The sequence below is a fragment of the Oryzomonas rubra genome, assembly GCF_008369015.1.
GTDB classification, from domain to species: Bacteria; Desulfobacterota; Desulfuromonadia; order Geobacterales; family Pseudopelobacteraceae; genus Oryzomonas; species Oryzomonas japonica.
Genome location: NZ_SRSD01000001.1, coordinates 1 through 13948, shown reverse-complemented (window position 1 = coordinate 13948; position 13948 = coordinate 1). Strand labels below are relative to the sequence as shown.

The 13948-nt window shown below is 57.5% G+C and carries 16 protein-coding genes; 6 read left to right on the top strand and 10 right to left on the bottom strand.

The genetic code is table 11. From position 1 onward, the window contains the following. Positions 1–106: 106 nt before the first annotated feature. On the bottom strand, positions 107–427 hold the full coding sequence (locus ET418_RS00080) for a cytochrome C (RefSeq protein WP_246152877.1): 321 nt from the start codon (positions 425–427) through the stop codon (positions 107–109). Positions 428–626: 199 nt separating this feature from the next. Here ET418_RS00080 and ET418_RS00075 point away from each other — a divergent pair, with 199 nt between their 5' ends. Next, on the top strand, positions 627–998 hold the full coding sequence (locus ET418_RS00075) for a c-type cytochrome (RefSeq protein WP_149305540.1): 372 nt from the start codon (positions 627–629) through the stop codon (positions 996–998). 105 nt (positions 999–1103) lie between these two features. Here the strand turns inward: ET418_RS00075 and ET418_RS00070 are convergent, their stop codons facing one another. The 3 genes from ET418_RS00070 to ET418_RS00060 are packed head-to-tail and all read right to left on the bottom strand — an operon-like array spanning position 1104 to position 4069. Next, on the bottom strand, positions 1104–1484 hold the full coding sequence (locus tag ET418_RS00070; protein ID WP_149305539.1) for a DUF4124 domain-containing protein: 381 nt from the start codon (positions 1482–1484) through the stop codon (positions 1104–1106). A 47-nt stretch (positions 1485–1531) separates the two neighbouring features. Next, the gene (locus ET418_RS00065; RefSeq protein WP_149305538.1) at positions 1532–2365 is read right to left on the bottom strand and encodes a rhomboid family intramembrane serine protease; all 834 of its coding nucleotides are present in this window, start codon (positions 2363–2365) and stop codon (positions 1532–1534) included. A 57-nt stretch (positions 2366–2422) separates the two neighbouring features. Next, complete coding sequence (locus ET418_RS00060; protein ID WP_149305537.1) at positions 2423–4069, bottom strand: putative manganese-dependent inorganic diphosphatase; 1647 nt, start codon at positions 4067–4069, stop codon at positions 2423–2425. Positions 4070–4241: 172 nt separating this feature from the next. Here ET418_RS00060 and ET418_RS18040 point away from each other — a divergent pair, with 172 nt between their 5' ends. From ET418_RS18040 to ET418_RS00040, 4 genes are all read left to right on the top strand, one after another. Beyond that, the gene (locus ET418_RS18040) at positions 4242–4661 is read left to right on the top strand and encodes a MauE/DoxX family redox-associated membrane protein (RefSeq protein ID WP_188055167.1); all 420 of its coding nucleotides are present in this window, start codon (positions 4242–4244) and stop codon (positions 4659–4661) included. Positions 4662–4852: 191 nt separating this feature from the next. After that, complete coding sequence (locus tag ET418_RS00050; protein ID WP_149305535.1) at positions 4853–5356, top strand: ferritin-like domain-containing protein; 504 nt, start codon at positions 4853–4855, stop codon at positions 5354–5356. A gap of 50 nt (positions 5357–5406) precedes the next feature. Then, the gene (locus ET418_RS00045; protein WP_149305534.1) at positions 5407–5850 is read left to right on the top strand and encodes a tetratricopeptide repeat protein; all 444 of its coding nucleotides are present in this window, start codon (positions 5407–5409) and stop codon (positions 5848–5850) included. 72 nt (positions 5851–5922) lie between these two features. Beyond that, on the top strand, positions 5923–7992 hold the full coding sequence (locus ET418_RS00040) for a fused MFS/spermidine synthase (RefSeq protein WP_149305533.1): 2070 nt from the start codon (positions 5923–5925) through the stop codon (positions 7990–7992). Here ET418_RS00040 and ET418_RS00035 read toward each other — a convergent pair. Genes ET418_RS00035 through ET418_RS00025 form a run of 3 tightly spaced genes read right to left on the bottom strand, consistent with a single transcriptional unit; the run spans position 7989 to position 9507 of the window. Next, positions 7989–8171, bottom strand: a complete 183-nt coding sequence (locus tag ET418_RS00035; RefSeq protein WP_246152875.1) for a 4Fe-4S dicluster domain-containing protein — start codon at positions 8169–8171, stop codon at positions 7989–7991. The two genes, ET418_RS00040 and ET418_RS00035, sit on opposite strands and share 4 nt — an antisense overlap. Before the next feature lie 23 nt (positions 8172–8194). Next, complete coding sequence (locus tag ET418_RS00030) at positions 8195–8377, bottom strand: hypothetical protein (protein WP_149305531.1); 183 nt, start codon at positions 8375–8377, stop codon at positions 8195–8197. 59 nt (positions 8378–8436) lie between these two features. Then, positions 8437–9507, bottom strand: a complete 1071-nt coding sequence (locus ET418_RS00025; protein WP_149305530.1) for a branched-chain amino acid aminotransferase — start codon at positions 9505–9507, stop codon at positions 8437–8439. A 242-nt stretch (positions 9508–9749) separates the two neighbouring features. Here ET418_RS00025 and ET418_RS00020 point away from each other — a divergent pair, with 242 nt between their 5' ends. After that, positions 9750–10517, top strand: a complete 768-nt coding sequence (locus tag ET418_RS00020; RefSeq protein WP_149305529.1) for a formylglycine-generating enzyme family protein — start codon at positions 9750–9752, stop codon at positions 10515–10517. A gap of 42 nt (positions 10518–10559) precedes the next feature. On the opposite strand, the gene ET418_RS00015 is transcribed toward ET418_RS00020, so the two are convergent. The 3 genes from ET418_RS00015 to ET418_RS00005 all read right to left on the bottom strand — a co-directional run. Next, on the bottom strand, positions 10560–11108 hold the full coding sequence (locus tag ET418_RS00015) for a DUF2269 family protein (protein WP_149305528.1): 549 nt from the start codon (positions 11106–11108) through the stop codon (positions 10560–10562). Between the two features lie 201 nt (positions 11109–11309). Beyond that, positions 11310–13328: a hypothetical protein gene (locus ET418_RS00010; RefSeq protein WP_149305527.1), complete on the bottom strand. Its 2019-nt coding sequence runs from the start codon at positions 13326–13328 to the stop codon at positions 11310–11312. Between the two features lie 27 nt (positions 13329–13355). Further along, positions 13356–13948, bottom strand: a 593-nt coding sequence (locus ET418_RS00005; RefSeq protein ID WP_149305526.1) for a cytochrome c3 family protein, incomplete at its 5' end; no start/stop codon positions are given.

Genomic DNA, 13948 nt, shown 5'->3' with positions numbered 1-13948 from the left:
CGCTTTTTCGGAAAGCGGCCGCCCTTTTTTGTACCCTTTGTTGCCTGCCGGCGTCCCGCACGTGAACCGCCTGCGGGACGCCGGCTCCAAAATGGGCGGCTTCCTGCTATTTCGTCTTGGCGGGGGAGAGTGTCTTCAGGTAGGAGACGAGCGAAGCCAGGTCAGGAGAACCGGACGGGAGGGCCTTTCCCTTGAGCGCTTTCACAATGCACTGGTTTACAACCTTTTCAAGCTTTTTGGGGGCAGAGGCAGCGGCCTTTTCCAGCCCACTGCCCCCAGGATGGCAACTGGCGCAACTTTTACCGTTTGTCCCCAGGGCGGCGCTGTTGAACAGCTCTTTACCCCGCTCAGGGGAAGACGAAACAGCCGCCATTGCACTACTTACCGACACGGCCAACAGGGTGAGAGTTGCCACGGACATTTTCATGCTGTTGCTCCTTGAATGAAATGAATTCCTCTCAGGAGATGCTACCCGTGAAGTTCTCTTTGTCAAATTGTGTTCGAACAAAAAAAAGCAAAAACGCCCCCGCGAATGCTCCGCGGCAGCGGTATACACATTTGCCGCAGGCCCAGGTTTGGAATAGAGTGTATAAAATCTGTATTATCAGCATAAAAGGAGATGCCCCATGCGCTGCAACCATGCCCTTATTTTACTCGCTGCACTGTTTGCTCTGACCGCAACCGCGGCCTGTACCAAGAATGACGCCAACAGACCGGTGGAAAAACCCTCCGAACAGACGGTGTCAGCCCCGGCACAAAAACTGACCGGAGAACAACTTTTCAAAGCCAAATGCGCCCAATGCCACAAGATCAAGGATCAGGGCGGCGTGGTCGGCCCCGATCTGACAGCCGTCGCCTCCCGGAAAGATGCTGCCGGCCTCCAGGATTTCATCAAGGATCCCAAAAAGCAAAACCCCTCAACCGCCATGCCGTCCTTCGCCGACCTGCCGGCCGACGACCTCAAGGCTATTGTCGACTATCTGGGTAACCTCAAGTAATTTCCACATGTTCCCTATCCTGACACAACAAAGGGTTAGCCGTCAGGCTAACCCTTTGTTGTGTCAGGGCGCATCCATCCATACCTATTCTCGCCAGTAACCGGGTTATTCATCCCCTGAGTGAATCCTGCGCCTCACCCTCGGCCGGATCGGTACGCTCTGCGCCGGCGGCGTTCCAGCCGGGGTGACAACCGGTTGTGGAACAGGATTCGGCGGAGCGGCCTGGGGGGACACCGGTTTGTCCTGTGGTTGGACCGGAGGTTGCGCGGGCGCGGCCTGTTGGGGTGGTGCTGTGGATGGTGCGGCCGGTGCTCCGGCCTGGACCGCCTCGATGTGCAGAGGCTTTGCCCGGGCCTTGTAACGCGCGGGAATCTCGTACTCCTTGTTGGTGTAGTGGGCTACCCCCCGCCCATCGATCCACTTATAGACATCGGCCTGGGCGCTGGATGCCAGCATCAGCGCCATGACCACCAGCAATCGTTTCATGGTCTACTCCCTCTCTGTTGACCCTCTTGATGCCCCCACATCCAAAATCAATGACCGATCCCGCGGGCGACGAGCACAAAAATCCTCCATCCAAGCACACCCACCGTGGTAGCGGCACACAGTAGGGCCAGAAGCCTATGCAAGGCGTTCTCCTTACTGCGCTCATCATACCCCAAAAGCAGACCCAGTACGATCCCGCCGATAATACCGCCGCCATGGGCCCAGTTGTTGATACCCGGCATGATGAAACCGAACAGCGCCAATCCGAGCACCCAGCCGCTAACCTCCCGGAAGACCGTGGCCCCGTAGACGCCGCCACGGCTGCGGCCATAGTAGAGCAACGAACCGATGAGGCTGCAAATGGCCCCCGAGGCGCCTATGGTAAAGGGAACCCCCGCCAGATAGGAAACAAGGTAACCGCAGACGCCCCCCAGGGTGTAGATAACGAACATGCGGCCTGGCCCGTACTCCTGGGTGACCCAGGGGGCTATCTGGCGCAGCGCCATCAGGTTGAAGATAAGGTGCAGAATGCCGCCATGCAGGTAGTTGGCGGTGATCACCGTCCAGTATCCGTTGTACCCGTCGATGGGCTCTGTTCCGGTCGCCCCCAGCAGCATAAGGCTCATCTGGTCCGGGCTGAGCATGGTCAGCAGGCCGGCGGCATTTCCGCGCCCCATGCTGAGGATGATGGAGAACGCATAGATGATGATATTGACGGTGATGATGGCCTTGACCAGCCAGGCCCCATCGACCCCGCCCTGCACCCAGGCTGTGGGACGCCACCAGGCACTGGAACGTTGCGCCCCGCACCAGGAGCAGACGGATTCTTCGCTGCCGATCAGTTGACGGCAGCGGGGACAGAGCATTGCCTTTTGCGTCATTATGGTAACTCCAACGGTAATTTTAGTGTCCTGGTTCTGCCAAACGACGGCAGCTGGTCAGAGCGCCCCCAGCACCTTCAACAGGTGGGGCACCATCTGCTTCTTGCGGGACATGACCCCTTTCAGTTCATACAGGCGGGGCTCCAACTGGGGATAGCCCATGATATGGGCCAGTTCGTTTTTCCCCTCTACCAGGAAAAGCGTGCTTTCGGTGTAGATGTCCGTTACCATCAGGCCCGCCATGTGCAGCCCTTCCTCTTCCTTGACCTGTTTGAGCACCTGACGCAGATCGTCTTTGAGCTCGTAGAACTCGTCGAAACCGACCACCTCGACCTGACCGACGCCGAAAAGGGTATCATGGGCCGTGAAGTGTTTGAAATCTGAGCGAACGGCCTTTTCCAACGACCCATAGGCCTTGAAACCGCTGCATGAGGAAAATATGTCCCTGCCGAAAGCCACGTGGTCCAGGCCGGCCCGTTCTTCCAGCCAGGCCACCATCTCCCGGTCCCGTTCGGTGGTGGTGGGGGACTTGAGGATGACCGTGTCTGACATGATACCGGCCAGGAGCAGGGCAGCGATGGGCTTTTCCGGCTCCAGTCCCCGTTCCCGGTAGAGGGTCGCAACCACCGTGCAGGTGCTTCCCACGGGGGCCGTCATGAACGTAATCGGTTGATTGCTGGGGGGGTTGCCCAGCTTGTGGTGGTCGATCACCTCCAGAATCTCCACCGTCTCCGCCCCCGGCACGGCCTGCCCCAGTTCGTTGTGATCCACCAGGATCAAAGCATAGGGGAAAGAGGCAAGAAGCGACGACTTGGTGGCGACCCCGGCGATGGAACCGTCCTCTTCCACGGCCACCACCGCAGGCTCGCCCGAGTGGAGCAGCTTGAGACGCAGGTGTTCCAGCGGTTCGCCGACGCCGACCCGTTCAAATCCCGGCTCGATGAAACAGGCCAGGGGCGTGGAGAGGCGGGCCAGCCAGGCGGCCGTGGCGGTGTCGTGGGGCGTCGAAAGGATTGCGACGCCGGCCTCCCTGCCTTTGGCGACCAGATCGTCCCCGACCGCCAAACCACCGGTCACCACCAAAATCCGCACCCCTTTGTCGATGGCCGCCTGTTGGATGGAGGGGCGGTCTCCGGTCATGACCAGCATGGTCGCCGGGTCATAACCGGCAATTCTGGAGAGAAAGGAATCCTCTTCCATGGCGCCGATGAAGAGGTGGAGGTGCTCCAGTTCGTCCGACGCTCCACCAGACAGAAAGGTTGCATCCAGGCTGCCGGCAAGAGCGGAGAGCGAGCTATCCACACCCCGTTTGCGGTCGGAGCCTGCCACCAGATATTTTTCCGACAGTTTGAGAAGGGAGACAATGCCGATGGGAGCATTCGCCCCATCCACCACCGGCAGCACCCTGATACTATGGCGATGGAACAGCGCCAAGGCTTCCCTGAGCGGCATTTCCGCCCCTGCGGTGACCGGTTGGCGTTTTATGACGTCGCGCACCTTGGGGTGAATATCGGCCAGGTAAACCGGCAACTCAATGCCGAGGCGGCCAAGGATATACAGGGTTTGGGGATTGGGCGAGCCCGCCATGGCAGCCTTGACGTTGGCATGGCCGAGTTGCTTCTTCAACTCCGCGTAGCCGATGGCCGCCGCTATGGAGTCGGTATCGGGGTTTTTGTGCCCGATGACATATATCTGTTTGTTCATGGTTGCTCCTGCACATTTTTGTGGGGCCAGTATAGGGATGGCGGACGACATTGTCAAACAGGCCCCTGCCCCGCGCCATGCGACAGTCCGCAGAATGGCGGATTTACATTGGCGCAAAATCGTGCTACATGTCCGTTTTACAATATGTTATGAGCCCCCAAAAGGAACCATCATGAAAACAGCATTGCGCATAGTGCTCGGACTGATCCTGCTGACTGCCTCAATCGCCAAACTGAGCAACATGTCGGGCTTCGTAGCGGTATTGCATTCGTATCACATATTTCCCCAGGGACTGCACTGGCCGGCGGCAATCATGATCAGCGGCGCCGAACTGGTGATCGGTTCCTGGCTTTTTTGGGGGCGCCATCTGCGGCAGGCGGCCTGGACCTCGTTGGTGCTGCATAGCGTCTATGCCTGTTTTGCCGCCTTCATGCTCCTGCGCAACGTGCCGATTCTCAACTGCGGCTGTTTCGGTTCCTACCTTGCCCGTCCCCTTTCCTGGATGACGGTGGGACAGAACCTGGTACTGGTTGCCCTGTCGCTGCTGCTGGCCCGGCTCGCCCGCCCGGTCAGGTCGTTGTACACCCGCTGAGCAGAGCCATCGTACCAGATGAAAGCAGCTTTACCGGTGTGATGCACGCCACTTCCTAAACGGCAGCAAGAGGTTTTCGGCTGTAACCCCCTGCCGTTTCGGTACAATGAAGCAGAAGTCTGCCATACACGATCACGCTTCAATCATAGCCGCTGCTTCGTTGCAACACAATTAATGGCAAGGAGGACATCATGGGGTCAAGAGCACGTGAAATCATCGGCATGGATGTGGATGAACTCATCGACCTGTTACGACGGGCCTTTTGCGATGAGTGGTTTGCGTATCATCAGTACTGGCTGGGCGCCAAGCTGGTGAAAGGCCCCATGAAGGATGCGGTCGGGGCCGAACTGCTCCAGCATGCCACCGAGGAGTTGCTGCACGCCGACATGGTCGCCCTGCGGATCATCCAGCTCGGCGGGACCCCGGTCACCAAACCGGAAGATTGGTACAAGTTGACCAACTGCGGCTACGAGGCCCCGGACGATCCGTTTGTCAAAGTCATCCTCGACCAGAACATCAAGGGAGAGCAGTGCGCCATCGGCGTCTATAGCCGGCTTCTGGAGGTGACCAAGGACAAGGATCCCATCACCCATAACATGGTGCTGCAGATCCTCCAGCAGGAAATCGAGCATGAGGAAGACCTGCAGGCGCTTCTGGAGGATTTTGACTTGATGATGAGGGCCTTCAAGGGGTGAGAACCGGAAGGTCGGACCACATCTCATCAATGACCCACCGGGAGTTCTGCATGACCGATAGTGATGCGCACAAGGAGTTCGATAATGGCCTGATCCTGTTCAAGACCGGCAGTATCCTGAGGGCATTGGGGCATTTCGAAAGATCCATGGAGGCGCAGCCAACCCCCCTCTGCGCCTCCTATTACGCCTATTGCATGGCAAAGGAGCGGGGCCATGTCACAAAGGGGGTGGCCCTGTGCCGCGAAGCGTTGACACAGGAGCCGGGCAATCCGGTTCATTATCTGAACCTTGCCCGCATCCACCTGTTGGGGCCAAACAAAGAGGATGCCCTCAAGGTCCTCAGGGAGGGGATCCAGCACGCCCCTGATCCGGAACTTGCTGCGCTGCTTGCCGTGGTCGGCGTGCGGAAACCGCCGGTCATGTCATTTTTGCATCGCGACAATCCCATCAACAAATTCCTCGGCATCCTGTTCACGAGACTTGGCATGCGCTAACGTTCCGTACGTTTAGTCATGGGACACGGGGCAAAGGGGTCGTTGAAAGAGGTGCAACCACGGGAGGAACCGATGCCCCTGCATACCATCACGATCTTCCTCGGTTCGTTCCTCCTGTTCCAACTCCAGCCGCTTGTCGGCCGCTCCATCCTTCCCTGGTTCGGCGGCGGGCCTGCCGTCTGGGCGACCTGCATGGTTTTCTTCCAGGTCGGGCTTTTGGCCGGCTACTCCTATGCCCATGGCGTCTCGACCCTGAGCCGGACGCGGCAGGCATGCCTCCATGGCGGATTCCTGATCGCTTCCCTCATCCTGTTGCCGGTCTCTCCCGCCGCGGATATCTGGAAACCTGCTCCGGGGAGCCCACCCGCACCGACGATCCTTGCACTCCTGGCGACCACCATCGGATTACCGTACCTCACGCTCTGCGCCTCGGCTCCCCTTGTCCAACATTGGTTCCAGCACGATTTTCCGAAGCGTTCGCCCTACCGGCTCTACTCCTTCTCCAACATCGCCTCGCTGTTGGCCCTTGCAAGCTACCCGTTCGTCGTCGAGCCCCTGCTCTCCCTCCGGCATCAGGCCATTGTCTGGAGCTGGGGGTTCGGCCTCTACAGCCTGGCCTGTGCCGCCTGCGTCCTGCGGCCGGTTCTTTCCGGCACATTTCGCACCGCCATAACCACAAATGGCGGTCAACCTGAACGGAGAGAGGATGCGACCGGACCGGCGATCTCAGCCGCCGATCTGCTATTCTGGCTGCTGCTCTCGGCATGCGGTTCCGCCCTGCTGCTGGCGACAACGAACCAGCTCTGCCAGGAGGTGGCGGTGATCCCCTTTCTCTGGGTTGTCCCCCTCGCCCTCTACCTGTTCAGCTTCGTTATCTGTTTCCGCAACGACCAGAGTTATGACCGGGTTCTGTGGGGCATCCTTCTGCCCGGCTTTCTGGTCCCCGCCTGCTCGGTCTTCGCTTTGGGCGCCAGGGTGTCATTGCCGCTGCAGATCATCGTCTACCTCGCCGCACTGTTCGCCGGCTGTATGGTCTGCCACGGCGAACTGGTGCGCTCCCGCCCCCACCCCACCCGCCTGACGACCTTTTACCTGGCGCTATCAGCAGGCGGGGCGCTGGGCGGTATGTTCGTCGCATTGGCCGCGCCAGCCCTTTTCACCAACTTTTGGGAGTATCCGGTCACGTGGTGGGCCACCTGTCTCACCGTTGTTGCCGCCTGGCGCCGAAGCGGCTTCTTCAGCCGCGCCCCGCACTGGCTGATGCCGCTCGCAGGCTGCGGCATCGTTCTGCTCGTCATTACTACGGCACATCCGCTGCTGAGTTATGCGCCCTATACCGACACGGTCACCCGCAATTTTTACGGGGTCCTGCGGGTGGTAAAACACCTGGAGAGTTCCGGCGAAATGCGAACCTTGATGCATGGTGCCATCACCCACGGCATCCAGTTCGTGGAACCGGGGAGACGCCGCCTCGCCACGTCGTACTATGGCCCCGGGAGCGGTGCCGGGCTTGCCCTGCTCCTCCATCCGCGCCGAGCACTCCACCTGCCGTTACGGGTCGGCGTTATCGGTCTCGGGACCGGTTCCATCGCGGTGTACGGACTTCCGGAGGATCTGTTCCGATTCTATGAGATCAACCCGGCGGTCATCACCATTGCCCGGGAACGTTTTTCGTACCTTGCCGATTCCGCCGCCCGGATCGAGACGGCTACCGGCGACGCGCGGTTGCTGCTGGAAGCGGAGCTTGTATCGGGACGGCAGCAGCAATTCGACATCATGGTGGTGGATGCCTTCAGCAGCGACGCCATCCCGATCCACCTCCTGACCAGGGAATGTTTCGCCGTGTACGGCCGCCATCTGCGCCCTGACGGCATCATCGCCATCAATGTCACCAACCGTTTCCTCGACCTCGCCCCCCTCATCAGAACCGAGGGAGAACGGGAAGGCTTTCGCGTAGCGTCCGTCAGTTCACCGGCCGATAGCCCAAACGGCATCTTCAAGGCCGACTGGATGCTGCTCACCAAGAACGCGAAATTCATAAACGATGCCGCACTGCGGAGCAGGCTCACGCCACTACCGCCAGCGGCGGCCCGACCCTGGACGGACGACTACGCCAGCCTGTGGCCTTTGGTGAAGTTCTAGGGGGTGTCCGTAATGAGCGCGCCGATGGGGCAACTCGCGATGCAGGCGCCGCAACGGGTGCAGCGCTCCGCGGACACGATACGGGCCGCCTTGCGGTGTCCCTGTTGTTCAAGCGTTACCAAATGGAGAAGACAGGCGGCCACGCACCGGCCGCAACCGGAGCAGTGATCGACGGCCACGCGGGGTACTGACGGGGAGGAACCTAAAAGAGGCCCAGATCGAGCTGTTTCCATGTAAATTCAGGCTTCTGGGTGGTACGGCTGAAGGGGTAGTAGCGGGGACACTTGGCAACGACGGCATTTGCCGCCTGTTTGCACGTGCGACGACATGAACCGCACAATCGGTTGGGGGATGCCTGCTTCATTTCCTTGTTCCTGGGGGACATGGTTACCCTCATAGGTCGGGGGAGCGGTTTGACGCGCCGCTCCCCCGGTTCAGTCATTTTCAGGCTACAAAACGTACCCAGTCGAACGTATCGGCAATCTTGCCGGTCTGGATGCCGGTCAGGGTGTCATACAACCTTTGGGTCAGACGTCCCACCCCCTGCCCCACGGAGACGCACTCGTCCTTGTAGCAGAGCTTGCCGACCGGCGTAATCACCGCTGCCGTACCGCTGCCGAAGGCCTCGGTGACCTTGCCGCTCTTGAAATCGGCCATAAGTTCGTTGACATCGATGGGACGTTCCTCCACCGTGCATCCCAGGGTCGTGGCCAGCTTGAGCACCGAGTCGCGGGTAACACCGGCAAGGATCGAACCGGCCAAGGGGGCGGTGACGATGTGGTTGCCGTAGACGAAGAACATATTCATGGCCCCGACCTCTTCGATGTAGCGCCGTTCACGGCCATCCAGCCAGAGCACTTGATCGAATCCCTTTTTCTTGGCATCCTGGCCGGCCTTCATCGAGCTGGCATAATTACCGCCGGTCTTGGCTTCGCCGGTGCCGCCCGGCGTGGCGCGTACATACTTGTCTTCCACCAGGATGCTGACCGGGTTGAATCCGGCGGCATAATAGGCGCCCACCGGTGAGGCAATAACATAGAAATAGTAATGGTCGGAGCTTTTCACCCCCAGCACCGGTTCAACGGCGATCATGGCGGGCCGGATATAGAGGGAGGTCCCGGGTGCGGTGGGAATCCAGTCGCGCTCCAGGGAAACCAGTTTCTCGATACCGTTCAAAAAGAGATCTTCGGGAACCTCGGGCATGCAGAGGCGTTCCGCCGAGGTTTGAAAACGCCGGGCGTTCATCTCGGGACGAAACAGGGCGACCCTGCCGTCATCCCACTTGTAGGCCTTGAGCCCTTCGAAAATCTCCTGGGCATAGTGAAACACCAGACAAGCCGGGTCGAGCACGAACGGCTCGTAAGGTTTGACGCGGGCATCGTGCCACCCTTTACCGGCACTCCATTCGGCCAGAAACATCCGATCGGTAAATATCTTGCCAAAGCCGAGATGCGACTCGTCCTTGAACTTTGCCTTCATCTTATCAGCGGACAACGGTAGTACTGAAATATCCATGAAGCGCCTCCGGAAATGATGCCATGACAATGTCATCGGAATAATTTGTCTAGAAACTATATCAATTTCCTCTAGCACTTTCAACCCTAGTTTTGATGATGTAAAAAGGGCAAAAATAAGGCATATTGTCAATTATGCTGCGTCGCCTGCTACGTGCCCCAATGGAAGCGGCTGCGGTATTCGCGCCCATGGGAGCATCGAGCAGCTATTCGCGCTGCGAAAAATGAGATGGAGGCTTTGTCATGAAAAGATTGCTGTCAGTCGCGGCCTGCATTGGGCTCATGCCCCTGTTTGCAGCATCGCCGTCCTTTGGAGAGGCGGCCAAGGATTATACCGATGCCACTACCGGCATCCGGTTTGCCCGCATCACCGGCGGCTGTTTCAAGATGGGCGACACCTTTGGTGATGGCGCCAGCAACGAGAAACCGCCTCACGATGTCTGTGTCTCCGACTTCAGCATGGCAAAGCAGGAAACAACCCAGAACCAATGGAAAGTGGTGATGGGGAACAATCCGTCGTTTTTCAAGAGCTGCGGCGACGATTGTCCGACGGAGAACGTAAGTTGGAATGACGTGCAGGAGTTCATCAGCAAGCTTAACAAACTAAGCGGTAAGGAGTACCGCCTGCCTACCGAGGCAGAATGGGAGTACGCCTGCCGTAGCGGCGGCAAGAGCGAAAAATTCTGTGGCGGCAACGATGTGGAGGCAGTGGCATGGTACTTCAGCACCTCGGGCGACCGCACCCAACGTGTGGCGAGGAAGCGGCCCAACGGTCTGGGTATCTACGACATGAGCGGTAATGTCTGGGAATGGGTCAGCGATTGGTATGACGAGAAATTTTCCAGCATCAAGGACAATCCACAGGGGCCTTCAACTGGCTCAAACCGCGTCATCCGTGGCGGCGGCTGGTTCATGCTTCCCAAGAATGTCAGGGCCTCGGTGCGCAGTTCCCTGGAGCCGGAAGTGCACACCTATGACGTGGGATTCCGTCTGGTCATTACGGCCCCCTGACCCACCGGGTCAGGGAACGGCAGAGGCGCCGAAAGCGGCTTGTCACTCATCTCTTTTGTAACCGAAACGTTCCCGGCAGTGGATGCAATTCTTATGGTCGGCACATGGTTTCAAGAGGGAGATGAGAATCAGGTAGAGCAACATGATTTCCTGGACCACGAGACTGATATGGTTCAGGTAGTAGGCGCGATAGTAACCGGGTATGGTAAAGACCATGAACTGGTTGATCTTGCAGATAATCTCCAACTCCCGCAACCATGGGGCAAGCCATATCAGGCCGAATGCCACGGCAATCAGGCTGCCCAGCCATTTTTTGATCACCCACCGGCAGGCAAATAATTGCAGTTTTTTGCAGAAGCAGAGAAATACTCCGCTCAATATACTGATGATCACCGACGGACCGATCAGATAGTTGTCCAGATAGTGGATTCCCAGGTTGAAAGCGTTCAACTCCGCAGTGCTGCCGGATTCATGGTTGAGATAGAGCAGAACCCCGATACAGACGACGGTCCCAAACCAGATGCAGGATGAAATGATATGCGTGAACTTGAGTACGATGCTGACGGTACTGTATTCCTCAAGTACCTGCATGATTTAGTACCTCCCCGCCCGATACGCCTCTTCTCACCTTATATACTATAATCCGATGCAGACAAATTGCACATAATGTATACGGGACACCAGCGAAACAAGTCGGAGCGGCCTGATTAATCGACAACCCAATAAAAAAACCCCGCCTCTTGCGAGGCGGGGCAGGTACGGTGTCACAACTGAAAGTTACAACATTTCCATTTAAGGATGGAGCTTCATCGGTACAAAATCGGTTGCTTTAGTGGCACTTCCAGATTTTGCTTGGCTGTAATGGGTACCTGACAACCAAATCATTGATTCGGTGGCAAGAGCCTGAGTAGCAGGTACCAAGGAATTGTTGACATACACGTTAACATTATATCCATTATAGATTGCCGGATTCAACGTCCTCGCAGTTGTAAGCGTCGAGAAGTTCATCACCCCGTCATCGAGGAAGTCTATGGTGTCATATACCAACCGTTGCGAGAAGGTACGGCCATGAACATAGGCGCCTGGTTCACGGGTAAGAAGGTTAAAGTTGAAGCAGGCCCCCATTACCTTCTTGCCTAAGGTCTGGTTATTGGTACCGCGGGTCCAGTCCTTTACCTGCTGTTTTTTGCCGCCCTTCAGCGGTAGATTTTCGTCGTAGAAATAGGGATAGTTAGCTTGATCAAAACTGATTTGCCACTTGGTCAGCAGCAATTGCTGGATCAGAGCGAGGCCGTTCTGGAACGCATCAGACTGTCCCGTAAGCTGAGTATTAACGAGGTCAGCAAAAGAATGATACTGTACTGTTATTGCATTGCCAGCACCGTCGCCACCCTTGAGGTTCGGACCATCGTTATGGCACTCTAGACAGAGTTCATTACCGGTCGCATCATCGATCTGTAAACTGTGGCCATGCGCCGGGCGACCAGCAGGAGGAGGCGTAAATGTGACGCCGCCATTGGTTGCTGCAACAGGATTGTCCGCTTTCAGGTGACAGGTGACGCAGGGGCCGTTGGTGTCAATACCCAAGCTCCCGCCTACGTTGGGGTTAAGGTAATCCTCAGAGTAATCTATGGCAGAAGTACCAAGTCTGCGATGTGTGCTGGTTGTACCGCTGTATATGCCGAAAGCGATGCCGGGAGTGACTGCTCCAGTAGCTTTGGATACAATGGTGTTGCTGTTCGGAAGAAGTGCCCGGCCATAGGTTGCGGCGCCAAATGTTAACGCAGAACCTTCAGTGTTGGTAGGTACTTTTGCTGACAGGGAGGTGAAGTTGATGAAGGCGTTCGACATATACATTATCGCTGCCGCCGCCTTGTAATGCGAGTTTTTGAAACTGACATTGGTGAAGTCGGTCACAGCGACAATGGTGTCACCGCTTTCCCGTGCCGAGTGACAGGCTATACAATGGTCGCTGGTGCCAACATTAGGGAACAGCTTTGGATTTTTGTTGCTATTGTAGGGGGCAGAGAACGCGGGTGCAGCCTTGACTGAAAAACTGTCATTGACGTGACAAGTACGGCAGGTCAGAACCTCGCGGCCGTTATCGCCAGCAACTGCCCAGGTTTTGGCCGGGAAGGGGTCTGAATATGCGCCTGTTGTGCCGCCAGTCAGGCCAGCCAGGAAGTTGCTGTAACCGGTGGATGTATGGCAACGGATACAACTGGTGCTCTGTTTGAAGTCTTCGGTAGCAAATGCTGTAGAATTGATGTCACCATGCCCCGATTCTGCCCAAGCCTTGCGTTCAGCGGCCCCCAACCCCAGCAGGGGGTTGTGAGGCTCGTGACAGGCGGTGCAGCCCTTTTGGAAGTTCGTGGTTGCAAACATGGCGGGGTGAACACCTGCGCCGGTAATGTTGTAGAAGTGAGCTTTTTCAATGGCGGTAGGAGTGCCGAATGCACCAATAAACGCAGGCTGATGACAAGCCCAACATCTTCCGGCAGTATCAGGGTTCGGGTAAGGCATTGGGCCGACGCCATTATGCTGGGAACCGCCGCCGTGGCAGTCCTGGCAACCAATAACTTCGCCGATGCTGTTCTTGAAATGCTTTGATTGAACGTATTCAGAGTAAATAGGCATACCACTTTGTGCGTTATATGACGAGCCATGGCATTGGGCACATAAAGCTTCGTCCACCTTGGGCACATCGCTTGGAAGCACGCCCGCTTCTTTGCTGCTGGCGCCGCAGCCGTTCAATAACACGGCACAAGACAGCGCGCCCAGCAACATCATGCTTAACTTATTGATCTGCATAGTTTTCCTCCCTCTGGTTGATATTACTTAAAACGTTCCCGACAGGTGGCACTGCAAGCAAACCTTGCCGCCGCTTCTGTCTTTGTAGTTGCCGCCCTTGAAGCCGCGCGGATGGGGGTTCACACCGCTTGTTGTCGCACTGTGGCATTTCTTGCAGGTGTCGCCGTCGGCATGGCACGTCTGGCACGCCTGCAGGTTCCGCCGCGCCTCGGTAGCATGATCCATGCCCCATCTGTTCCCGTTCACTGCCTGGCTGTTGTGGGATTTGAAGCCCAGTGATTTCAGACCGGCTTGGGGAAGTTTGCTGTGGCACGCCGTGCAGTATTTCTGATCATGGCAGCGATAGCATTGCTGCTGGTTGTCCTGAGCCTTGATCGGGTGAATCTGCAGCCAGCCACTCCGGTGGCTTTTCGGTTTGTAGTCGCGCCCAGCATTGCTCTGGGACAGGTCGTCCCCCGTGCCGCCACCTTGGTGACAGTCGAGACACCAGGCTTGTTGGTGGCATTGGCTGCAGTTGCTGCCGGCCCTGCTGGCCAGGACGCGGTGGCCACGGACAAAGTCGGCGTCGTGGTTGGGCGCAATGCCTTCGCCTTTATGGCACTCGTTGCATTCCTTGATCG